We start from the raw sequence: 22,965 nt of genomic DNA on the forward strand, positions 1-22,965 counted from the left end.
CCTCACAGTTTGGCTTAATTGGATCTCTGTGCATGGATTGCGCATGCCTCCTCGTACACCGCTTTGAGCTCTCGACCGTATCGCTCCACTCCGAACCGCTCGAATACGTCCTGGTAACCCTGGGCTGCCATCCGAAGCCGATGTTCGCTGTGTTTTGCCAGATACTGGATCTTTTCTGCTAGATGCTTAGGATCCCCTTGTTCATATAGAAGACCATTGATTCCATCTTGAATGACTTCAAGAATGCCACCACTTCTTGCTCCAATCGTCGGAAGTCCAACGCTCATCGATTCGACGGTTACGATGCCGAAAGGTTCATCTCTGGAACATACAATCGCCACGTCTGCATTCCGATAAAGTGCTGATGTCTCGTTGACGAACCCAGTCCAAGTGATGCGGTCCGCTACCTTTCTGGTTGCCGCAAGGTTTTTGAGCGATCGAACGTATTCGGCTGTCCCGTCACCAGCCAAAGTCAAGTGCGCATCGATACCTCTTTGAACTAACTCAGAAAGTGCGAGAATAGCGTCGTCCTGGCCTTTCCGAGGTTGAATGCCTCCAACCAACAGAATGCGGAGTCGGCTGCTTGAATCAAACTCGGCACGTTGGGGAGCAGCTGGCAATCGAGTCGATTCATCTAGAATTCCATAGTAAATGACTCGGACTTTTGACGCTGGACAGTAAGCCTCCACTCCGGCTTTCGTGAATTGAGAATTTACAATGATGAGGTCGGTCATCGAGTCGATGAACTGAACTGCATGCCGGATCCCGAGTAAGAATCGGTCTCCTTCGCCTGTGCCCAGTAACTCATGCATGTGCCAAATGTGCGGCAGGCCAAGCTTCCTGGCCAACATAGCACCGAGCGGAGAACCCAGACTATGTGAATGAACCAGATCCAGCCTGAGTTCTTGAAGCCTAGACAGGTTCTTTTGGGCAATTGCACGGTTTTTCGAAAAGCGCGTCTGCCCTTTTAACCATCCGCCCTCACGGTGGACCCATCGTTTGCTGGGGAGTTCAATGGCTTCAAGGGAATTCTCTCGGATAAGTGTCCAGAGAGGCCCCTCGCCGAGCGCAAAGATGGGATGCAGCCCAAGTTTACGAACACCAACACCGGCCATTAGGGCAGCCCGAGAGGCTCCGTAAAGGCTTGAAGTTGGGGAGAACATTAAAATGTTTCGAAGCGAGCACCTTGAAGTTGCGGTCGGCATTTTCCCACATCAGCAGGCACAACAAAGTTAAAGTTTTGCCCATTGACAATTTACCTATCGCCAACTTCAATGAGTGACTGTTCAGCTCAAATCTAGGAGCTTCGCTCCAAGCTGAATTGCCTGAAGTGGGTATCCATCTGCGTCTTGGAAATCCATGATCACGCCGTGCGGCAATTCGTGATACTCACCAACAAGGAAGTCGTGGCACTGCAGCTTCTTCCGGAGTTCTTGAATATTTTCCACCTCAAGCCCAAGTATCCATCCGCACCCTTGGGGGCAAGTCTTGGAGCTAAAGGGTGTATGAAGACCCAACTTCGCTCCGCCGAGGTCGAACTGGCTCCAATGAGGTGATTCTGACTCGGGAGTTAAGCCGAGAAGGTCTCGATAAAAGGAGAGCGCACGGTCCATGCTCTGGACCTGACACAACACTGTGTTGATCTTCATCATCCACATATTGCATCGGCATTAGCCTTGTTGTGAAGAGGGTAGAGAGACTCAATAAAAATTAAAAATTCTCTACCCGTAAGCACGCGAAGCTATCGGCAACGCGTGCTTACTGACAACGCCCAGTTCAACGTTGAGTGAGTCCCTCGTCTAGGAATTTGATCAGATACTTTTTCTCCTGCTCACTCAGTCTCGCGGGCCTCAGCTTCTTCTGGTCCCCACCTCGCGAGTAGAACTCGACAACGTCCCTGAGAGTCGCGAGCGAGCCATTGTGCATGTAGGGCGCGGTAAGGCCGACTCCTCGCAGCGACGGGATTTTGAACGCACCAACGAAGTTTTTGTTTTTCTTCTGTCGCTCGTCAGTCAGAACGGCCATGCGCCCTGTGTCATCTGGATCACCAGGCACCGGATTCACACCAATGTTGATGAACGGATTCCCAAAGCTATGCGCCGCATTTGTAAAGTTTGGGCCGCTATGGCAAGCGATACATCGGCCCTTCGTCGTAAATATGAGGAGGCCACGCACTGCTTCGTACGACATCGCCTTGGGGTCCCCTCTGATCCATCGATCAAAAGGCGTGTTGTTCTGCACAAGCGTCCTCTCATAGGCCGCGAGCACCTTAGCAAGTCGATCTGCAGTGATTGTTTCGTCTCCGAAGATCTTGCTAAATGCCGTACCGTATCCGCTATGTTTGAGTTCGACCAACAGCTCGGGAATCGGCTGATTCATTTCTACTGGGTTTTCGATAGGCTTGAGGGCTTGCTCTTCAAGGCTTCCTGCTCGTCCATCCCAAAACTGTGCGGTGTTATAAGCGACGTTGAGCAGACCGGGTGTATGACGCCCAAGAGTCTTCCCTTGGTCTCCCAGAGAGAGACGGCGGGTATCTGCGAACCCATGCGACGGCAGGTGACAACTCGCACAGCTCAGCTTATTGCTTCCGCTTAGGATTGGATCGTTAAAGAGTCGCTTGCCCAGCTCAACTTTGGCTGGCGTTGTGGGATTGTCGGGGGGAGTAGGGACCGGCCCGAGGGATCGGAGTTCACGGGCGTCTGATGCCTGATCGGCCCTCGACATTGGAGGAGCGACCTGTTGGGCGATGCAGGTTCCAATACCCGCAATGCCGAAGACTAAGCTGACGAATTTCGATTTGGTCATGGTTATTGGGTGGACTTTGTCAGCTCAAAGTAGTAGTTCACTCGTGGGTCGTCTGCTGAAAGCGCTGCCCCAGGTCCGACGATATAGCCCATGTGATTCAGCTTGGGGTCTGGAGTCTGGTAGTTCGCGGAGAAAGTCGAAACGATCGCTGGGGAAGCAAACACAAGCTTTTTAGCCGTCGCGTGACCGTCGAACCAGGTAATCGTGGCGCTATCGCCGTGCCGCCCATGGATATAGGGTGGGATGATTTTGCCAGTCGAAGTGGACTTCGGTTGCTTTGCGGTCAGGGAAGTCATTAGGACTCCTTTAACCTGGACCGCTGGCTCTGTAACAAAGAGCGTGTCGGCAGGAGCCGCGAGCTCAGAGGAACTCATACCGCCGGTGAACAGTTCATTCGTGGCGTACGTTGTGACCGGGCTCTTGGTGTTGTAGCTCGCGCTGTATACGTCGGATAGGTTGCCTGGGGTCGAAGGGCAATTGTAGACAATGAACGCCTTCATGTAGGGCTGCAAAATCCCTCCTGATCGGTCCACATAGTTCGCTCCAGATTTGGGCTTCACTAGCGCGTGCCACCAAAGTCTGGTGTAGGTGGCAGTTGAGGCCTTCTCTACAACACTCTCAATCGCGTAGCAGTCGTCATAGTCAGTGACGTAGAGCATCGATGCAAGTCCGATCTGCTTGAGGTTGGAGAGGCAGACCGTTTTCTTCGCAGCCTCTTTGGCTTGAGCGAACACGGGGAATAGAATTGCTGCGAGAATCGCGATGATCGCGATGACAACGAGGAGTTCAATGAGCGTAAACCCCTTTCGGAGGATGGGTCGACAGGACACGTCATACTATACTTGAAAGTAAAGTATAGATTCAATGAACTCACCGATTGACCTTGGAAGGTATGAAGTTGTTCCTCTGGTTTGCGAAACATTCTTCGGTTGCGAGTCAAACTGGAGAAGTATTCCCGTAGAGCAAGTACAGACTAGGTTGGTTGAAAATGAAGAGCGAACTGAAAGCACCCCAAACAGACCCTCGGAATTGGCAGTCGGACGGTCGTCCGGTTCCGCCGCAACGCACGGGTAACAGGTACCTCATCGGCGGAGAGATTCGCGAGTGGAAAGGAGCAACGGCTGAAGTGAATAGCTGTCTCTTTTTCTCCTGGAACGGCGGGTTTGTCCGTCCGTCCCTGGGGACAGTTCCACAGCTGGATGCCGCAGAGGCGCTTGCAGCTGTAGAAGCTGCGGAGGCTGCTTGGGCGCAGGGTGAGGGCACCTGGCCAACAATGACCGTGTCCCAGCGCATTGAGGCGATGGAAGGGTTTGTGACCCGCATGAAAGCTCAGCGGGAAACGGTCTCTGAGCTCATGATGTGGGAGATTGGAAAATCTCAAGAGGACTCCTATAAGGAGTTCGATCGAACGGTTGACTACATCGTTGATTCCATTGAGGCGCTGAAGAACCTTGATCGTGATTCCTCTGGGTTCAGTTTAGAAAAAGGCTTTCTTGCTCAGATTCGACGATCCCCGTTTGGTCCGACCCTTTGTATGGGACCCTACAACTACCCTCTGAACGAAACCTTCACCACACTGATCCCTGCAATCTTAATGGGCAATCCGGTGATCAGCAAGCTCCCTCGCTTTGGGCAGCTTCTGAACGATCCGTTGCTGGAGGCGTTTCGCGATTCGTTCCCTCCAGGAGTAGTCAACATCATTAACGGCCGTGGGGAAGAGATTATCACCCCCATGATGAAGAGTGGCAAGATCGAACTCTTGGCATTCATCGGCTCAAGTAAGGCGGCTGACAAAGTAAAACGCGAACACCCTCATCCACACCGTTTGAAGTCGATTCTTAGCTTAGATGCCAAGAACCCGGCGGTGATCCTAGAGGATGCAGACCTGGATGTGACGATTCCCCAACTCATCGCAGGTGCACTCGGCTTCAACGGCCAGCGATGTACTGCCCTTAAGATCATCTTCGTGCATAAATCGCGTACTAAGGAGTTGCTGGAGAGGTTGAGCGATGCAGTCACGAATCTGCCGGGCGGATTCCCCTGGACCAAGGGAACCAAGATCACGCCCGTCGCAGACATTAAGGCGATTGAGTGGCTCAAAGAGCTCATCGAAGAGGCTAAGTCGATGGGTGCGAAAGTAGTCAATCCGGGAGGTGGGGACCATGTTGAGAACTACATGCACCCTGCGATCGTGTTTCCCGTAAAGCCAGGTATGCGTCTTTTAGAAGTCGAGCAGTTCGGTCCGGTGATTCCGGTTGTAGAGTACGAGTTTCTCTCCGAAGTTCGAGACTACATGGTGCAGTCCCCCTTTGGAATGCAGGTGAGTTTGTTCGGCTACGATCCGAAGGTCCTTGGCCCAATGATCGACGCGATGGTCAACCAAGTTTCTCGGGTGAACCTCAACGTGCAGTGCCAACGCGGGCCAGACACGTTCCCATTTACAGGTCGAAAAGCATCTGCTGAGGGCACCTTAAGCGTGGCAGACGCACTAAAGCGGTTCTCCATTCGAACGTTGGTCGCAACCGATGTCAGCGAGCGAAACCGAGACCTGATCAACGAGATTCTCGCGAGCCGCTCCAGTAACTTCCTCAGAACCGACTTTTTGTTCTAGGACCGGGGCTACAACGGGGTAGCCTTTCAAATATGGAACGCGGCTTCGACAAACTGAACAACCCCGAAGGTGTGGCTATCATCTGCTTCGCCGGATTCTTGGTTGTGTGCATCATTGTCGCGGGCGCAATTTTTAGCCGGGCTGTCGAGCGAGAAAACAGAGCGAAGCGTGAAGCCGCAAAGTCAACGCTTGCTGAACCCAAGTCTCCCTTCTAAGAATATCCCTGGGACTTTTGGTAGTGGGCGAACCAAGCTAGGTATGGTCCACCTCATTGCTATATGAAGCTCTTTTGCGCTTGGTCGATTTTAACTTTGGTCTCCGTGTGCCAGGCGTGCGAATGGGATCGCGATACGCTCGCTCACGAGGCGTCCCAACAGCCTGAAGCCGGGATGTCGGCAGTGGGGGCATTTGACCGGAACCCGCCTGAGTACTACAAGATGCGCCTGGAGCGCGTTCAGCGCGAACTCAAGGTGCATCCTCAGAACTTCGATCTCTACGACGACGCAGCCGTGGCTGCAGACCGCTTGGGTAAGTGCGACTTAGCAATTTCGATCATCAAACAAAAGATGGCTCGGACAATAAAGTCTACAGACCCAATGGTTTCGTACAGAAGCTATTCGAACCTCGGCACCATCGAGATCCACAAATGGCTAGTCGGCGGTGCGAAAGTTGAAGACATCCAGCTGGCCAAGGATTCCAAAACTCACATCGAAAAGGCCCTGAAGATCAACTCAAATGCCCACTTCGGTCGTGAAAAAGTCCAGTTGGTCTTCACGGATTGGCTGATCCGCGCTGTCCAGGCGAAGAGCAGGGCTGATGTCAAAGACCTGTCCGAAGAATTTATCGGCAACAGTAAAGGGTCCACAGCCGAGATCAAAGGGCTGGCTGGTTTAGTTGTTATGGGCTATGGCTGGGAAGTTCCAGACATACACTTGGCGATAGCTCAATTGCTTGGTCACGAGAACAAGGGTGTCATGGGATATGTTTCGGTCCTTCGCTGCGAAGAACTGACTGATAAGGGTCTAAAGTCTTTTGCGGATTCGAGTAGCGCCAAATGGCTGGTTCGAATGGGAGTACCGAGGGATCGGATTCCTCGCTTGGAATCGACATTCCGGTCGCTACGGAAGCAGTGCGATGAGTGGAACGAACATCGAAACACTTACATGCTTGCTAAGATGAAGCTCGGAAAGCACCCTGATACCGATCCTAACTTTTGGAGCGGCTTCAAGGAGAAGCTCCCAACCATCACAGAAGGGGATCTAGGCTTTTGGGCAACCAGAGGGCCCGCCGACGGCATCACCATTCTGGCGGAGTGCATTGCAGCGGGATTCATCCTCCTCTGTGGGAGTCTCCTAATTTTCGTGCTTGTTCGAAGATCAAAGCGGAAAGTAGCGAGTGGACTTCGATAGCTCCATGGCACAATGGTCTAGATTGAAAACAATCAATCTAGACCCCTCATGGATGAACGAGTTCCGATTCTGATGTATCACAAGATCGCCAAACGCGATCCGAAAGCGAAGGTTCCCGGCCACTATGTCTCGCCAGGGATGTTTCGCCGTCAGATGGCGGGGCTCAAGGCGCTTGGTTTTCAATCCGCTCCCCTATCGACTCTGTTCAAAAGTCCAACGCAGCGGAAGTCTGTCGTGCTCAGTTTCGATGACGGGTATCAGAACTTCCTAACAAACGCAGTGCCAGCGATGAAGGCTTACGGCTTTACCGGCACTGTGTTTCTCGTCTCAAACCAATTGGGCGGCACCAATGCCTGGGACGTGCGCGATCTTGGAGATGTAGAAGAGCGGCTCATGACGGTCGAAGAGATCTTGGCTGCACACGCGGAGGGCCACGAGTTCGGATCTCACACTGCCGATCACACCCACCTGGACCAGCAGTCAGAAGATGATGCTTGGAAACAGATTTCAACCTCCAGGGAACAATTGAAATCTGCCTTGAATATCCCTATCGAAACATTCTGTTACCCGTACGGTGGCAAGTCGGTCAGCGTCATGCAGATGGTCGAGAAGGCTGGCTACGTGAACGCCTGCTCGACTGAAAAGGGTGCCAACACCTCAAAGACGAACCGGTACGCCCTAAAGCGAATGAACGTACGAAGCGACACCGTGCTCCCGGTATTCCTGATGAAACTGTATCGGGAGTTGCGTAATGGCTGAGCGGAACCTCAAAGTTTTGCAGCTATGCAGCGCGCGCGAGGCGATCTACGGAGCCGTCCAAAGCTTGATGACGCTTGCGAAAGCACAGAAAGAGTCAGGCACTCATGTCGAATTTTTGACTTTCAAAGGCAAGAAGTTTGGCGAGCAAGTGAGGGCGGCAGGCTTTCCAGTTCACGAAGTCAAAGTACGCGGAAAGATCGACCCAGTAGCGATTCTCCAGATGCGGAAGGTGATCCGAGAAGGTCGTTTTGATGTAGTCCATACGCACCTCAGCACCTCCAGTGTGAACGGAACTCTTGCCGCACGCTTGGCGAAAGTCCCTTCTGTTGCAACAGTTCATGGCATGAGCGGCAAGCTCAGCTTCGCCGCCGCAACGCATCTGATCTCGGTATCGGAGGGCGTCAAGAATCACTTGGTGCAGCAGGGAGTCTCTGCGAAGAAGATCACGGTGGTTTACAACGGTCTGCCTTCGGATTTTCGGCAAACCGACCGCGCTGTTCGGCTGCAGTTTGGAATGGACGACTCTCAAATAGTCCTTGGGACTGTGTCGCGAATCACGCCTCTCAAGGGCATTGACGATGCTATCAACGCCATTCACTTACTCAAAGATCACAGCAATCTCCAATATCTTTTAGTGGGTGACGGAGACGCCGTGGCAGAGTGTCAGGCTCTTGCCGCATCGCTAGGTTTAAAGGACCGCGTTCACTTCGCGGGTTATCAAACGGACGTGGCACGTTACCTCGCCGCCATGGACCTCTTTGTCTTTCCTTCGCACAAGGAAGCCATGGGGATTGCTTTAGTGGAAGCCATGGCGCAGGGACTTCCTATCGTGGCGACCAACATCGGTGGTATCCCAGAAGTGGTGAATCGCGATTGCGGCCTCCTAGTGGCCGATGCCAATCCACCTGAGCTTGCAGGGGCTATCCAACAACTCCTGGACTCGCGTGAGCTTCGTACATCCATGTCGGAAGCTGCCATGAAACGAGTTTCAGAGGTGTTCAGCGTCGAAGCAATGCTCCAAGGTACAGACGAAGTGTATCGACTGCTACTTTCTTAACGATCTCGCTGCATCCTTTACCCGCGTAGGCATGTAAAGGATTTGCGATGGATAGAAGAGCACTTATTTTATTGGTTCCTGTTCTAGTGTTGGGTTGTAAAAAGTCCCCGGCAGAACACGTGAAAGATCTCCCTCCTGCGACATTGGCTCAGGGTTGGACCTGGGCAGAGGACAAGGAAAGCGGAGTCGGCCTCGGTGTGCCAAGTGGTTGGCGTGTTGGCTCAGGTGGTTCGATGGACGCCTTGGGGCTGGCTCAGGATATGCCTACAGAGCAGTCAAACAATCCAGACTTACAGGCCCTTACCTCGCGGATGAAGGAGCAGAATGAAGCCCAAGAGCAGCAGGCTTTGGCCGAACTCAAGAAGAAAGGCATCGTGATCAACTGCGTGGACAGTTCGAAGCCGATCCCTGGAGAAGAGAGAACCCGTTTCTACCTGAAAGTGGTGCCACACGATGGCAACTTGAGCCTTTCGGAAGCTTCCCAGGATGAGCAAGATGTAATGAAGAAGTACGGGGGGAAGGCGGAACAAAAGATCCAACTGCCCATCGGGCCAGCCGCGAAATATGTCGCAGAGATGAAGACTCGCGGTGGAGATACGGTGAACAAGATCAGCTATGTTGTTGCCGACGGTTCGAAATCGTATGTCCTGCGTTTTATTTCGACGAATAACCCTCAAGCTATTCAGTCAGTAGCGGATGACGTAGCAAAGTCGCTCCGCATTAAGCCCTCAAAAGACTAGATAAAGAAAAAACGGGACGTTCATGAGAACGTCCCGTTTGAATGACAGCAGGCTTTCTTCAGTTGCCCTTGAGGCGCTTTTCAAGTTCTTCAAGCTGCCGCTCTGCTTCCGACTGAGCAGTCGCTTCTGCGGCTGCATCTGGGGTCGTAGTCGGAGTAGGGCCGCCTACCGAGACCGATTGAGTCTCAACTACCGGAGCGGCTGGTTTGAGACCGAGACGCTGTTCCAGCTTCTCCAGTTCGCTCTCAGCCTCTAGGTCCATCGCCTTATCTTCCATGGCCATGACCTTGCCCTGCAGGGAGTTTCCAAGCATCTCTTGGCGAGCAGCGGCTTCGCTCTGAGCCTCTCGGATTCGCTCCTGCGCAGCCCCAAAACCTTCAAATTGGTTCTCGAAAGTCAGTCCGTCGAGTGCTTTTGAGATCGAGTTTTGAATCTGAGCCTGCTTCCACTGAGCTTTCATCGCCAAGGCTTCAGCGGTCTTCTTACGGACCTCTTCTTCCTGACGCTTAATGGCCAGCTTGACCTGATCCACCGTTGCCACGGCCTGGTCGTAAGACTGCTGGAGCGTGGTGATCGTGGAGTCGTGGTTCATCTTCTCGCGCATAAACTGCGTCGCCAGCTCGCGGTTGCCTTGCTTCAAAGCCATGGCTGCCTGGCTTTCAAGTTGATCGGCTTTGCGCTTGGAGTCTTCGAGGAGTCCTTGGAGACGGTTTTTCTGAGTAATCGCTTGAACCGCTTTCTCACGATTGGAGACCAGGGCGGTTTGCATGTCGCGTCGCGCCTGATCGAGCATCATATCCGGGTCTTCAACCCGGTCCATGGTGCGATTGAATACAGCTTTAATCCAGTTGAAGAATCGTTTCATGAAGCGCCTTGATCGGACCTATTCAGGTTTTCGGAATTATACACGTCCGAACTCATGACTGTGAGTCCAATGTGCAATACGCGCAATCCCGCATCCAGGATACAAAGGTCCCGGACGATTTTGAAGAGGTCGTACACTGTGTTGGATAAGGATAGTCGTTCTCACAGGATGTGGTACGAGGTGTGGTTTGTTTTCTAGCTCTTTTAAATATCGACACGGTAGTGCCTTAGCCCGAGGGCTGGGCAAGATAGGCAAAGCCTACGAACATTCTAAATCGGCTTTAGCCTGGATTTTGTTCGTTTCTGCGTTTCAAGTAATTTCTTGCTGGACAAACGTGATCGGCCTTTCCATGGTGTTGCCCATGACGGCTGGAATCATCCTGGGTGTTGGAATCCAGGGCATGGCTCTGTATGCTGGCATTGGACTCATTGGATCGAACGAAGACAATCGCGGCGGTTGGATGCGGTTATTGGTTCCAGTCGTCGGACTTTCCGTTTTCTTTAGCTATCTTGGTTTTGCTTCGAACTATCTTTCAGATCAGGAAAGGCGTGCCGCGCCACTTCAGGCACGAGACGATTTGAAAGCTCAGGCCTTGGGGCTATCCAGTTCGGTGAATGACGCAAGGCGTCTAGCCGGAGCGATCTATGCCAACCGAATCGATTTCTCTAAGAGCGTCATCAATCGTGTGAACAGCCGACTGGCGACCAGCGACTACAAGAACCCCGCAGAAGGCATGGCAATGATCGAGCAGATGAAATCTGAAGTTGCATCCGCCAAAGAAGCGCAGAAGCAGTGGGATGCCTTCAAGTTTGATGCCTCAACCGCACTGAACGAGCCTAGCGTGCCCGTGGCGTTTACCAAGTTGCAGGACGCGCACACCGAATTGGGACGGTTAGTCGGACTTCTCAGGAAGGACGAGAGCAAAGGCTTTAACATGCCTCCTCCACCCATGCCAAGCCTTCGTGAAGCTGAGACGACCCAAGCGAAGACTCCCTTGCAACTTGCAACAGCGGAGCTTTTGACCATACCAGGACTTGCATGGCTTGCTTTAGCTTTGCTTCTGGAAGCAGTGCCGCTCATGGCTGCACATGCAACCTCTCAATCCAAGACCATCGATGGGGAAGAGGTAACGCCTGGTACCGAGAAGAGTCTTTTCGGTGTGCAGGCAACCGGTGAGTACGACACGCACTTCGCTCGTGAAATCAGTAAGTTCAACGCTTTGTTGCGTCCAGCTCACTTCGCAGGAGCCAACACGACTCAGGAAGTAGAGGAGCAGTCACAAAGGATCGACCACGTGGCCTCAGAATACAGAAAAGGTGTTGTGGAACAGCTTCGATTGATGGCACTTGAGAAGCAGATCGAAGTCCGCCGTGCCCAGTTGGAGCTACTCGTTTCCGAGGCTCGGAAGTACGGCGTGCCCGAGGCTGAGTTGAACAAGATCGTTGAGGAACAGTGGCACGAGTTGCTGGGTGACTTCCATATTGAGACCCTCCGGCTGGAACGATCGCGAGATGAAAAGCGCGAGAATGTGCTGTCACCACAGGCGAACACCTAAGCCCAAGACGTTCAATGTTTCTTAACGAGCCGAAACTGAGAAGATTGCTAGTTGAGTGAGCAATTCTAGGTTCAAAAGCCCAGAATTGCTCAAAAAAACAGTAAGTCAGCCCTGAGGAAGTGCAGGAATTCTGTACAGTGGCTCTTGAGTGGCTGGTATAATTCTGCCGTCCGCGTAACACCGGATATACCGTAACCGCCTTCGGAGGAACCGTCAACAGAATGCCTGGAACTGGCAAAGTTATATCCGTAGTGGGACCCGTCGTCGACGTCGCTTTTTCGGTCGACACGTTGCCCAATATCTACAACGCAATTGAGATCAACGACACTGCTCGTGGCGTGGATCTTGTCTGCGAAGTCGCCCAACACCTGGGCGATGGCGTCGTACGAGCTATCGCTCTAGCCTCTACGGACGGCTTGGTGCGAGGAATGCTCGCTGTGGATACTGGTGGACCCATCACGGTTCCCGTCGGTGAAGCCACCCTCGGTCGTGTTTTCAACGTCCTAGGTAAGCCAATCGACAACGAACCAGACGTACCAGATGCCCCACGATTGCCGATTCACCGAACCCCGCCTACCTACGACGAGCAGTCGACCAAGGTTGAGCTACTTCAAACCGGTCTAAAGGTCGTCGACCTTATGATCCCCTTTAACAAGGGTGGAAAGATTGGTCTGTTTGGTGGTGCTGGTCTCGGTAAAACCGTTTTGATCCAAGAGCTCATCCGAAACATCGCTGTTGAAGCATCGGGCGTATCGATGTTCGCAGGTGTTGGAGAGCGAACGCGTGAAGGTAACGACCTTTGGCGCGAAATGAAGGAAACCGAGTTCAAGGACGCACAGGGCAACATCTCCCGCGTTATTGACAAGACTGCAATGGTCTTCGGTCAGATGAACGAGCCACCCGGAGCACGTCTTCGAGTTGCCTTGTCTGCTCTCACCATGGCGGAGTATTTCCGCGATACGGTTGGAACAGACGTTCTTATCTTCATCGATAACATCTTCCGCTTCGTTCAGGCAGGTTCCGAGGTATCGGCACTTCTCGGACGAATGCCCAGCGCTGTAGGTTATCAGCCAACGCTCGCTACCGAAATGGGTGGCCTGCAAGAGCGAATTACCTCCACGAAGAAAGGTTCGGTCACGTCGGTTCAGGCCGTTTACGTTCCTGCTGACGACCCATCCGACCCTGCACCAGCTACCACGTTCGCTCACCTTGACGCTTACGTTTATCTGGATCGTGCAATCGCTTCGAAGGGTCTGTACCCAGCTGTTGACCCCCTGTCTTCAACCTCAAAGAACCTCGACCCACGCATCGTTGGTCAGGCTCACTACGATGTTGCTCGACGAGTTCAGCAGACGCTTCAGCGATACAAGGAACTGCAAGACATCATTGCTATTCTCGGTATCGACGAACTTTCGGACGACGACAAGTTGCTAGTATCGCGAGCTCGAAAGATCGAGCGATTCCTCTCGCAGCCTAACTTCGTTGCCGAGCAGTTCACCGGTAACCCAGGTCGCTACGTACCGATCGATGAGACGGTTGCTGCATTTAAGGAACTCGTTGATGGAAACCTCGACGACATTCCAGAGCAGGCATTCCTCTACTGCGGTGGTATGGACGACGTTCGCGAAAAGGCTAAGAAGCTCCAGACGGCGGTCTAAAAAGTCATGCCCAAAGAGTTTTCACTCAGCGTTGTTGCTCCAGACAAAGCAGTTGTCGATGAGACGGTGACCTCAGTCATCCTCCCAGGTAGCGAAGGCTATCTGGGTGTGATGGCAGACCACCTTCCTGTAATTGCTTCTCTCAAGCCAGGTCTGTTGGAGTATGTTGATCCTTCGGGCCTCCGCCACTACGTTTACGTGGGTGGTGGGTTTGCGGAAGTCAACGCCAACAAGATGACGGTTCTAGCAGATGAAGCTCAGCGGGCAAAAGAGATCGATCTTTCCCGTGCAGAGTCGGAGCTTGAAAGCGCTCGCAAAGCACTCCGAGGGGAGACCAGCGCTCTGACAACCGATGAGGCTGTCCAAGAAGTTGAGAAAGCGATGCATCGCTTGAAGGCTGCTCGAATTAGCCGTTGATTCAGTGATTTAAACAAAGGGGCTTGGTCTTCAGACCAAGCCCTTTTTTCATTTTGAGCGCTCTTAGAAATGGGGTTACGCTGGTAGTCTGAGGGCATGTCTTCGCTGCGTAGCACCATCGATAGTTACTTGGGTGAGGCGGTTGCAATCCGCCACGACCTACACTCTTTCCCAGAGCTATGCTACGAAGAAGTCCGCACTAGCCAAAAGGTGCAGGAAACACTTGGCAGGTATGGTGTCCAGTACAAAAATGGCCTTGCTGGTGGAACTGGCGTGCTTGGCTATCTCCCAGCTACCAAACCTGGTGGCAAGTGCATTGCCCTGCGTGCAGACATGGACGCATTGCCAATCCTTGAAGACACTGGCCTCGCCTATTCCTCAACATGTCCTGGAGTCATGCACGCTTGCGGGCACGACGGGCACACCACGATCCTACTCACCGCGGCCAGGGTTCTAGCTCAGCAGACCGAGCGGCCAAACGATGTCTTATTCGTTTTTCAACCTGCCGAAGAGAAAGGAGCTGGCGCACTTCGCATGTGCGAAGACGGTGTCTTAGATGGCTCTGTCCTCGGCCGCCAAGTGGACAGCATGTTTGGCCTCCACGGGTTCTCAAATATAACCGTTGGCAATGTTTCGACGCGTGTGGGGCCGCTCATGGCTGCAACTGCCCAGTTTGCAATCACCATTACGGGCAAAGGCAGCCATGCCGCCTACCCTCACTACGGGATCGATCCCATCGTAGTGGCCGCTCACCTCATTACAGCGCTGCAAACAGTAGCAAGCAGAACCGTGAGCCCGCTCGAATCAGTGGTGGTAACAGTCGGTCAAGTGGTTGCGGGCGTCGCCCACAACGTTATCCCAGATACGGCAGTGCTTCAGGGCACCCTGCGAACCCTGACTGATGAGACAAGCAGCTTGGCGCGGGGAGCTATCGAAAACCTCGTACGCACCATCCCAGCGGCCTTCGGTGCGTCTGGAGAAATCGAGTGGGTCGGTGGATATCCCACGACGGTCAACGATGAGCAAGCGACCGAGCACTTCCGCGCGATCGCACGTAAAGTCGTCGGACCCGAGCACACCTTGGTGGAGGAAAACCCAACAATGGGCGGCGAAGACTTCAGTTATTACGGTCGGCGCGTACCTGCCTGTTTCTTCTTCTTGGGCCTTCGACCAGAAGGGCAAACAAGCTACCCGAACCTCCACTCTCCTCAGTTCGACTTCAACGATGCCTGCATTCCCTACGGAGTGGAGCTGATGTGTGAACTAGCGCTCAGCTGAGAATGCCCGCTATTGCATTGAAGTTGCAGAATAAAAAAACTCTAAGATTTTTCCTCGTAATCGTGCGGTGTATGTGGAAAGAAGTAAAGGTGACCGCAGAAATTTGCGGTAATTAATTGGGAAATCGCCCTACAGTAATTGACGTTGTCAATAAATGTCAGCGCCAAGGCAATTTCCCTGATATATGAAAATTGCCGCGAAAAATTCTATCTCTATGTTTTCTAGCGTAAAAGCTAAAGCAGCCTAATAGGCTTGACTGCTTAACCTAGGAATTAGACTGGAATCGCGTAAATCTTTGTTGGTTTGGGCCTTCGTCCTTCCGAGAATCTTAAATGTTGGGTGTGAAGTACACATCCCATTTTAAGGAAGAGACGGATGCCGCTTTACGCGTATACAGCAATTGATTCAACAGGGCGAACCATTCGCGCAACAATGGAGGCCGACACCGAAGGTTTGGTTCTGGCCAAACTGCGTGACCAGTCATTGCACTGTACCGACATCAAGCGGACCACGAAGAAAACCAAGGTTGGCAAAAATGGGCAAAAGCTCAAGCCTAAGAGCTTGGTAGTCTTCAGTCGACAGTTCGCCACAATGATCGACGCGGGTATCCCCATCCTCCGATGTCTCGACATCCTGAGTTCTCAGACAAAAGATCCTGTTCTCAAATACACATTGGAAGCAGTCACAGCAGACGTCAAAGGTGGCTTGGCACTCAACGAAGCCATGGTCAAGCACCCGAAGGTGTTCAACAAACTGTATGTGAACATGATCCGAGCCGCGGAGCTTGGTGGAATTCTCGACCAGATCCTTGAGCGACTGTCCGGATTCCTTGAGTACGAAGCCGAGATCAAAGGAAAGATCAAGAGCGCCATGATGTATCCGGTGCTTGTCTTGGTCTTCAGCCAGATCATGCTGTTCGCTCTATTCAGTTTTGTTCTTCCAAAGTTTAAAGAGATCTTCACCGGAATGAAGGCAGAAATGCCTCCTGTTACGGCAGCCCTCTTTAAAGTGGGAGATTTTATGGGAGCCTACTGGTGGATGATTCTGCTCGCAGTCTTTGGAGCCTTCATGGGGATCAAAGCGTGGGGCAAGACCACAAAGGGTAGGTACCAGCTCGATTTTATCAAGCTTCGAATACCGATTGTGGGTGAGCTTGCGCTCAAGATGAGTGTAGCCCGCTTCACTAGAACGTTCGGTACCCTAATTAATTCGGGTGTTCCCATGATGAGGAGCCTTGAAATAGTTGGAGAGACGCTTGGTAATGCAGTGTTATCGCGGGCCATAGAAGACACGCGAAACAGTATCCGTGAAGGTAAGAAGCTCTCTCAGCCTTTGACTGAGTGCGGCCTCTTTCCAACCATGGTTACGACGATGATCGACGTAGGCGAAGAGTCAGGTCGATTGTCGGAGATGCTCGTGAAGGTTGGCGACTTCTACGACACCGAAGTGGAATCGACGGTTAAAGGATTAACCTCGATGATTGAGCCTCTGCTCATCGTATTCCTCGGCGGCGTAGTAGGTTTCATCGCCATCAGTATCATGACACCGATCTTCAAGTTGGTAAACAACGTGAAGTAAAAGCACAAGGAGTGAAGAGGGGGGAAAGCTCTTCACACCTTTAAGAAAATCCCAGTGCGAGTGGTTTGGCAGGATGCCGGACCGGAGGTAATCAACGGAGTGATTTATGTCGGAAAAATTAGGCGTTAACCAAGACCCAGAAGGGTTGGTGCTGCGATATCTGGAGTCGCCAAGAGGGGATCTTAAGGATCTCATCATGGTCCAGTACGCAGGACTTGTAGAGAGAATTGCAAGAAAATTCAGCGGAATCGAAGCATATGAGGACCTTGTGCAGGTCGGCTTTATTGGCCTCCTCAATGCGCTATCGAAGTTCGACAAGGATGCAGGTGTTCGGTTTAATACATATGCGACTTACCTAGTCGCGGGAGAAATTAAGCACTATTTAAGAGACCGAAGCCAAACCATCCGACAGCCAGCCTGGTTGCAGGAGTTGCGTCATAAGGTGAACCGCTCACAAAGCAATTTGCAGGCAGAACTGGGCCGTGTGCCCACGAACCGCGAGATTGCTGACTGTATTGGCGTGAGCGAAACAGCAGTTCAGGAAGTTTTCCAAACAGCAGAAATGCTGCGTGTGGGAAGCTTGGACGCCACGGTTCAGGGAGACGACGACGGTACGACAGAAGTTGAAAGACTCGATGCTGCCGACTTCTGCCCCGAGCAACTTGGCGTGGAAGACCGAGTCGTGCTTGAGCACGCGCTCCGTCAGTTGCGCGATCTTGAGCGGCAGGTGCTGGTGCACTTCCACTTCGATTCGATGAACCAGACGGAAATCGCCTCCAAGTTGGGAATCTCTTGTAACTATGTAAGCCACATCTTGCGACAATCGCTTGCCAAGCTTCGAAAGATCTTGGCGACCGAGGAAGAGAGCGATCGAGTATTGAGAAGACAGGCCGCTTCCATCGACTTCGATGTTATGGACAGCGTGACGGGTGCGTACACCGAAGGCTTCTTCCAGAACCGGTTGCGAGAGGAGATTCACCGCGCATCGTCAGGCGATCACTCGCTCGCGATCATCATGGTGAAGTTCCAAGGTCTGGATTCGATGCGACGTTTCTATGGAGAGCAGAGCGTTGTGGACTTCCTTGCAGATGCAAGCGAATTCCTACGCGGCAACGTTCGCCGTCTCGATGTAGTCGCACGAGTAGGAGATACCGGTTTCGGAATCATCTTGCCGATGACAGGGTCCAACGTATCGATTGTCCGTCAGCGATTGGTCAAGCAGGCTGCCCGATGGGCAAGCGGTAAGATCAGCCCAGGCGGTGGGATCTCGGTAGACCTCGGACAGGCCGTATTCCCGGTCGATGGTAGAAATGCTGCTCAGCTGTTAGCTGCAGCAGAGCCGAAGCCAATCAAAGCTGCTACAACCCCAGTAGCTGCGTAAGATGAAAGCGCCTAGAGTAGCTCCGACCTACTCTAGGCCCTTGAACCATCGAGCAAGATCATTCCAGTTCTCTGGCGAGTACAGCTTCGCCGATTTGGGCGCGTCAAAAGGCGTCCAGACGATCACCCATTTCCCCGCACGTCTCAGCGCGCAAGAAGCCGGAAGTTTCATCTCCGCGCCGCTCTCCAAATTTCGCAAAACCGGTCCGTCCTCTTTGCGGATCACTGCCAGCATCGGCTTATTGGGATCCACAAAACGCGCTGTCCCGCGATCTTCAAAGAGTGTGTGACGGGTGAAGTCCTTAAGATTGAGCGAGCCTCCCACGCAGGTTCCATATGAGGACTTCTCAATAAAGTAGCCAGTCGTAGACCAGCCCAGGAGCTCATCTCCCACCTTGCGAAAATCGAACATCCGGTCAGCAGGTGCAAAGGTCGAAACACCCCAACCCGCCTCGGTTTGGCACACAACAGCCGGTTTGCCGTCGGCAAGTGCCAGTCTGTCATCAATTGCCTTCTTCGATGTGGAAAGCCCATCAAACTTGCCCATCAGTTGAGGCTTAGGTGCTAGCTCCATTAGGTTGACCTTCACCAGCGCCTCAAGCCAAGGTTTGCCATCTTTCTGGTCCCAGCGGACCAAGAAGTACACATCCTCACCAATCCGACGTGAACCCGAGAGGCCACTCGCATTCTTACTCCGAACCCCCTGCTTGATCAGGCTAAGCGTGTTCAGAATTTCTGCCCGCTTCTGGATACGAGGAGATACCGCAATCTCGGCCAATTTCGTAGAATAGACACGTCGGCCAGATCGGACGGTAAGACCCCGCTCGTCCCACACGGCGAACGTCTTATTTTTTCGATACATGATGCTTTGCTTCGGAACTTCGGGTGCGGCCTTAACCGGCACGCGAACCACCTCAGTTCCGTGTCGCACAACAAAGTTGTCCTGGTAGAAAGTTAGAGTATATTTGTCTACCAATTGCGACTGACTTAGCAGACACATGAAAAGCGATGCGGTCGTCATATGTGGAGATTCTAGTGTACTGCCGAGATTGCCCTCGCTACGATAACGAATCAGAGAAGTGCATGGACAAAAAGGTAAATCCCTCCAACTGGGAGTCTGCCGTGTCCGTGAGCCAGGTATTGGGGCTGCGCTCCATTTGCATGTTCAACGACTATCGCGAAAGACTCATTCATTCGCGAAAACCACTTGGAAACAACGAAACCAAGCGCTGAACCGGTACGCTGAAAACATGGCCTCGCTTGAATTGCAGCGACTCTGGAAGCTCGCCTTGGTTGACAATCGCATCGTCGAAATTCGCAAAACCGCAGCCGCCTTAGACGTAGGACAGAAACTTCAAGCGGAAATCGAGGCGCTTCAGAAGAAAGAGCAAGAACTGAGCGGTCATGCGCGCAGTCTCTCCCAGGAGTACACCGATCTGGAACTCGCCCAAAAAGCGACTGACGACAAGATCAAAAAATTTGACGCAGACCTTTACAGCGGCAAAGTGGTGAACGCGAGGGAAGTCGAGAACATCGAAAAAGAGATTGCGTCGCTCAAGAAGCAACGTGACAGCCACGACGAGCGAGTACTCGAACTCCTAGACCTGATTCCCCCGGCGAAGGCTGAAGCTGCAAAATACGAGAAGGCGATTGAAGAACGCAAAAAAGCTCTCGCATTGCGAAAACAGGCAGCCTTAAAAGAACGAGCTCAATTAGAGGCCGATTTTAAGGCCCTGAGCGCAAAGCGACCCGAGCTAGTGAAACCCATCGGACCAGGAATGCTGGCCCGTTACGACATGATTCGCCAGAAACACGGTGGCATGGGCATGGTCGAGGTCAACTACCGAACACACATCTGCCAAGGGTGTGGAACCTTGCAGCCGGAGCGCACCATCGAGTCCTTGCGAGAAGAGAAGGCAGTCACCTGCGAAACATGCCACCGCCTGCTTTATTACACGGAAGGGGCGATCTAAGCAACGCATGTGGGTTCATCGGACGTCTATCAACGGTATGCGGATGATCGCCTTGGGGGCACTGGCTATGGCACTTGCTGGTTGTGCAAAGTTTGCTTCCACCTCCAATCAAGTAGCCCGGGTCCACTTCCGAATGACTGTTGCAGGTCGTCTCAACACCATTCTCAACAGTCCAACATCGGGCGGGTACGTGTACGCCGTAGCCATCCGTGCAACGGCAGGCTCAAACTCAGACCCTTCAAAAGATCCGGTCCCAATCATCGCTGCCAACCCGAACGGAGTCGTGGCGGGCCAGCCTACGCACATGGTGCTACTGGGCGCTCCAGGAACGAGTGTCTTACAACCTTATCAGCTTCTTCGTTTCCGACGATCGAGCACCGACATCGACAGTCCGGTTGATCTGAGCGTGCAACCGACCCCAGTTGCCAGCGACATCCTGAACGTGACCTTCACAGAGATCACCGCAGACTCGCGCGTCATGGAGTTCGATCTCTACTTGAAAGACCTCACTGATGGCGATGCCAACGTAGCAAGCAGCCTCAACTTTTTGCAGATTAACTTCCTCACAAGGACAACGCTCTTGCTGAGCAACTCCCAGAGCAACTGGCCCTTCGACGCAATCGGGAATACCTTGCAGTCAGGCGGCCTCAACCAAGCGGTGGCGCTCAACCTGCGGGCCAATAACTCCGTGAAGATGTCCTCCGCCGAAGCAGACGCAGAACTCAACGATCTCAAGGACTTCCCGGATATCAACATCACCGATTGGAGTGTTCAGGTCATCCAACCCTAGAGCTGGCCCGCAAGCTAAAATCTGTATATGCCACGCGTGTCGGTCCTGTTGACCTGCTACAACCACATCAAGTTCTTGCCGACCGCGTTGGACTGCATTCGAGCGCAAACCTATACCGACTATGAGGTCATCGCCATCGACGATGGCTCTAAAGACGGCTCCCGTGAGTGGCTCGCAAGTCAGTCAGACGTCAAGTGCATCTTCAACGAGACCAACTTAGGAACCTACGCGTCGCTCAACGTAGCGCTTGAGCACGCGACGGGCGAGTTCATTGCCGTCCTGAACGACGACGATGTATGGCTCCCCGAAAAGCTGGAGAAACAGGTCGCCCTTCTAGACGAGTTCCCCAAAGTCGGGCTGGTTCATACGGCAGGATGGTTCATCAACGGCGAAGGGGAACGGACAGAAGGAAACCCGCTCGGCTTCGCATTCCCCCGTTTTCAGACTGGCGATGTACTCCTCGGACTCGTGTACGAGAACAAAATCATAGCCAGCGCAGCCCTTGCTCGACGAACATGTTTCGAGGAACTGGGTGGCTTCAATCCCGCCTACTTCGGCTCCGGCGACTGGGAAATGTGGTTCCGAATCGCCGAAAATTGGTCGGTCGGCTTTGTGGACCAAGAACTCACCCTGTACCGTGTCCACGGTGCAAACGCCAGTCATAAACTGGAACGGATCTGGAAAGACGACCAGATGCTGAGAGAGTGGATGATTGGGCGTTTAGCTAATGTGGACGACCGATTCCCCGCACACGACTTACGTGCCGCACGAGCTTTTAACTTTGCCGCATTAGGCACAGTCCGAACACTCAACGGCGATCCTGCCGGTGGACGAAAAGCATACAAAGACTCCCTCAAACTCGCACCCAAGCGATGGAAAACCCATGCCCGTTGGGTCGCGACGTTCTTGCCCAAAAAGGCGTTCCGGAAGCTGCTATGAACCCCCGAATCTATCTGGACCACGCAGCCACCAGCCCGCTTCTTACCCAGGTGAAAGAGGCGATGATTCCGTGGTTAGATGGCGGCAATCCCAGCAGCCTGTACGAAGAAGGCAGGAAAGCCAAGGACGCGATCGACCAAGCCAGGGAAGTCTTAAGCGACACACTGGGCTGCCTGTTTGCAGAAGTGTTGTTTACATCCGGAGGCACCGAAGGCGCCAACATGGCCATCATCGGCGCTGCGATCGCCAACCAGGACCGAACAAGAAACCGAATCCTAGTAAGCGCAGCCGAACACCATTGCGTGCTCCATACCAAGGACACGCTGGAAGCACTCGGCTACCGTTTAGAGCTAGTTCCAGTCGACCGGTGCGCACGCATCAACTTGGATTCTCTACAAGAGATGGCCCAGCCCGATGTACTTTTGGTCAGCGTAATGCACGCCAACAACGAACTCGGAACCATCAATCCAGTTCGAGAAGTTGCGGAGGTCGCTCACAACTGCGGTGCCCTCTACCACTGCGATGCGGTCCAGACTTTCGGCAAAGCGGGCCTTCCTCAAAAAGTGGACGACATTGGTGCAGACTTACTAACAATCACCGCCCACAAGATTGGAGGTCCCAAAGGGACAGGAGCGATCTACCTACGTGGAGGCACTAAGCTGAAGCCACTCATCGCCGGAGGCGGTCAAGAGCGCGAAATGCGCGGTGGCACCGAGAATACGGCAGGGATTGTAGGCTTCGCAGAAGCAATTCGCCAGATCCCTACGGATCAAACTCAGGCCCGCAAACAGAGAGACGAGCTTCTAGACGGGCTGATCGCACTCGGGGCAGTAGCTTCAGTCGAAGACCGAGACAGCATGCTGGCGACTCATGCCCATGTACGGTTCCCTGGCAAGCAGGCCGAGACCATCCTCATTCGTCTCGATAGACTCGGGCTGAGCGCCAGCAGCGGTGCCGCATGTAGCAGCGGAAGCATCGAGCCAAGCCATGTCTTGCAAGCATGTGGCTACAGCGAAGCAGAATCCAAAGAAGGTCTCCGATTCACCTTCGGCCTAAGACCCTCCAACCTAGAAATCGCCACGGTTGTTAAGGTCATCGAACAGGGGACGCGGTAGCCTTTCGACCCTTTTGACTTGAAGCTATAAAGGGTA

22 protein-coding genes are annotated in these 22,965 nt (G+C 53.1%); 16 read left to right on the top strand and 6 right to left on the bottom strand.

Features of this window, described 5'->3' with window-relative positions; all coding sequences use genetic code 11:
• Positions 1-14 precede the first annotated feature (14 nt).
• From ACZ51B_RS16190 to ACZ51B_RS16205, 4 genes are all read right to left on the bottom strand, one after another.
• Positions 15-1,205 (bottom strand): glycosyltransferase family 4 protein, encoded by a 1,191-nt coding sequence (locus ACZ51B_RS16190; protein WP_464294380.1) that lies wholly within the window; start codon positions 1,203-1,205, stop codon positions 15-17.
• Positions 1,206-1,286: 81 nt separating this feature from the next.
• Positions 1,287-1,652 carry a VOC family protein gene (locus ACZ51B_RS16195; protein ID WP_464294381.1) on the bottom strand — a complete coding sequence of 122 codons (366 nt, stop codon included), beginning with the start codon at positions 1,650-1,652 and terminating at the stop codon, positions 1,287-1,289.
• A gap of 124 nt (positions 1,653-1,776) precedes the next feature.
• Positions 1,777-2,805: a cytochrome-c peroxidase gene (locus ACZ51B_RS16200; protein WP_464294382.1), complete on the bottom strand. Its 1,029-nt coding sequence runs from the start codon at positions 2,803-2,805 to the stop codon at positions 1,777-1,779.
• 2 nt (positions 2,806-2,807) lie between these two features.
• Positions 2,808-3,635 carry a prepilin-type N-terminal cleavage/methylation domain-containing protein gene (locus ACZ51B_RS16205; protein WP_464294383.1) on the bottom strand — a complete coding sequence of 276 codons (828 nt, stop codon included), beginning with the start codon at positions 3,633-3,635 and terminating at the stop codon, positions 2,808-2,810.
• A 158-nt stretch (positions 3,636-3,793) separates the two neighbouring features.
• Between ACZ51B_RS16205 and ACZ51B_RS16210 the strand changes: the two genes are divergently transcribed.
• The 6 genes from ACZ51B_RS16210 (at position 3,794) to ACZ51B_RS16235 (ending at position 9,381) form a co-directional block, all read left to right on the top strand.
• Positions 3,794-5,416 carry an aldehyde dehydrogenase family protein gene (locus ACZ51B_RS16210; protein WP_464294384.1) on the top strand — a complete coding sequence of 541 codons (1,623 nt, stop codon included), beginning with the start codon at positions 3,794-3,796 and terminating at the stop codon, positions 5,414-5,416.
• Positions 5,417-5,448: 32 nt separating this feature from the next.
• Positions 5,449-5,631 carry a hypothetical protein gene (locus ACZ51B_RS16215; RefSeq protein WP_464294385.1) on the top strand — a complete coding sequence of 61 codons (183 nt, stop codon included), beginning with the start codon at positions 5,449-5,451 and terminating at the stop codon, positions 5,629-5,631.
• A 63-nt stretch (positions 5,632-5,694) separates the two neighbouring features.
• Positions 5,695-6,825, top strand: a complete 1,131-nt coding sequence (locus ACZ51B_RS16220; protein WP_464294386.1) for a hypothetical protein — start codon at positions 5,695-5,697, stop codon at positions 6,823-6,825.
• Between the two features lie 48 nt (positions 6,826-6,873).
• A complete protein-coding gene (locus ACZ51B_RS16225; RefSeq protein ID WP_464294387.1) occupies positions 6,874-7,584 on the top strand; it encodes a polysaccharide deacetylase family protein in 711 nt (236 codons plus the stop codon).
• On the top strand, positions 7,577-8,641 hold the full coding sequence (locus tag ACZ51B_RS16230) for a glycosyltransferase (RefSeq protein WP_464294388.1): 1,065 nt from the start codon (positions 7,577-7,579) through the stop codon (positions 8,639-8,641). Before ACZ51B_RS16225 ends, ACZ51B_RS16230 begins: the two co-directional genes overlap by 8 nt.
• A gap of 119 nt (positions 8,642-8,760) precedes the next feature.
• The gene (locus tag ACZ51B_RS16235; protein WP_464294389.1) at positions 8,761-9,381 is read left to right on the top strand and encodes a hypothetical protein; all 621 of its coding nucleotides are present in this window, start codon (positions 8,761-8,763) and stop codon (positions 9,379-9,381) included.
• A 58-nt stretch (positions 9,382-9,439) separates the two neighbouring features.
• Here the strand turns inward: ACZ51B_RS16235 and ACZ51B_RS16240 are convergent, their stop codons facing one another.
• Positions 9,440-10,246 (bottom strand): PspA/IM30 family protein, encoded by an 807-nt coding sequence (locus tag ACZ51B_RS16240; RefSeq protein ID WP_464294390.1) that lies wholly within the window; start codon positions 10,244-10,246, stop codon positions 9,440-9,442.
• 334 nt (positions 10,247-10,580) lie between these two features.
• On the opposite strand from ACZ51B_RS16240, the gene ACZ51B_RS16245 reads away from it, so the two are divergent.
• The 6 genes from ACZ51B_RS16245 (at position 10,581) to ACZ51B_RS16270 (ending at position 18,113) form a co-directional block, all read left to right on the top strand.
• Positions 10,581-11,801 carry a hypothetical protein gene (locus ACZ51B_RS16245; RefSeq protein WP_464294391.1) on the top strand — a complete coding sequence of 407 codons (1,221 nt, stop codon included), beginning with the start codon at positions 10,581-10,583 and terminating at the stop codon, positions 11,799-11,801.
• Positions 11,802-12,022: 221 nt separating this feature from the next.
• Positions 12,023-13,459, top strand: a complete 1,437-nt coding sequence (gene atpD, locus ACZ51B_RS16250) for a F0F1 ATP synthase subunit beta (RefSeq protein ID WP_464294392.1) — start codon at positions 12,023-12,025, stop codon at positions 13,457-13,459.
• 6 nt (positions 13,460-13,465) lie between these two features.
• Positions 13,466-13,876 (top strand): ATP synthase F1 subunit epsilon, encoded by a 411-nt coding sequence (gene atpC / locus ACZ51B_RS16255; RefSeq protein WP_464294393.1) that lies wholly within the window; start codon positions 13,466-13,468, stop codon positions 13,874-13,876.
• Between the two features lie 96 nt (positions 13,877-13,972).
• The gene (locus tag ACZ51B_RS16260) at positions 13,973-15,154 is read left to right on the top strand and encodes a M20 metallopeptidase family protein (protein WP_464294394.1); all 1,182 of its coding nucleotides are present in this window, start codon (positions 13,973-13,975) and stop codon (positions 15,152-15,154) included.
• A 375-nt stretch (positions 15,155-15,529) separates the two neighbouring features.
• Complete coding sequence (locus ACZ51B_RS16265; protein ID WP_464294395.1) at positions 15,530-16,732, top strand: type II secretion system F family protein; 1,203 nt, start codon at positions 15,530-15,532, stop codon at positions 16,730-16,732.
• Between the two features lie 106 nt (positions 16,733-16,838).
• Positions 16,839-18,113 carry a sigma-70 family RNA polymerase sigma factor gene (locus ACZ51B_RS16270; RefSeq protein WP_464294396.1) on the top strand — a complete coding sequence of 425 codons (1,275 nt, stop codon included), beginning with the start codon at positions 16,839-16,841 and terminating at the stop codon, positions 18,111-18,113.
• Between the two features lie 27 nt (positions 18,114-18,140).
• Here ACZ51B_RS16270 and ACZ51B_RS16275 read toward each other — a convergent pair whose 3' ends face one another.
• Positions 18,141-19,043 carry a hypothetical protein gene (locus tag ACZ51B_RS16275; RefSeq protein WP_464294397.1) on the bottom strand — a complete coding sequence of 301 codons (903 nt, stop codon included), beginning with the start codon at positions 19,041-19,043 and terminating at the stop codon, positions 18,141-18,143.
• 319 nt (positions 19,044-19,362) lie between these two features.
• Between ACZ51B_RS16275 and ACZ51B_RS16280 the strand changes: the two genes are divergently transcribed.
• The 4 genes from ACZ51B_RS16280 to ACZ51B_RS16295 are packed head-to-tail and all read left to right on the top strand — an operon-like array spanning position 19,363 to position 22,929.
• Entirely contained in the window at positions 19,363-20,085 is a 723-nt protein-coding gene (locus ACZ51B_RS16280) for a zinc ribbon domain-containing protein (protein ID WP_464294398.1), read from the top strand.
• Positions 20,086-20,092: 7 nt separating this feature from the next.
• The gene (locus tag ACZ51B_RS16285; protein WP_464294399.1) at positions 20,093-20,875 is read left to right on the top strand and encodes a hypothetical protein; all 783 of its coding nucleotides are present in this window, start codon (positions 20,093-20,095) and stop codon (positions 20,873-20,875) included.
• A 27-nt stretch (positions 20,876-20,902) separates the two neighbouring features.
• Positions 20,903-21,814, top strand: coding sequence for a glycosyltransferase family 2 protein (locus ACZ51B_RS16290; RefSeq protein ID WP_464294400.1), 912 nt, complete (start codon positions 20,903-20,905; stop codon positions 21,812-21,814).
• The gene (locus tag ACZ51B_RS16295) at positions 21,811-22,929 is read left to right on the top strand and encodes a cysteine desulfurase family protein (RefSeq protein ID WP_464294401.1); all 1,119 of its coding nucleotides are present in this window, start codon (positions 21,811-21,813) and stop codon (positions 22,927-22,929) included. Before ACZ51B_RS16290 ends, ACZ51B_RS16295 begins: the two co-directional genes overlap by 4 nt.
• Positions 22,930-22,965: the final 36 nt, after the last annotated feature.

It is taken from the genome of Fimbriimonas sp. LA-C6 (assembly GCF_055398105.1).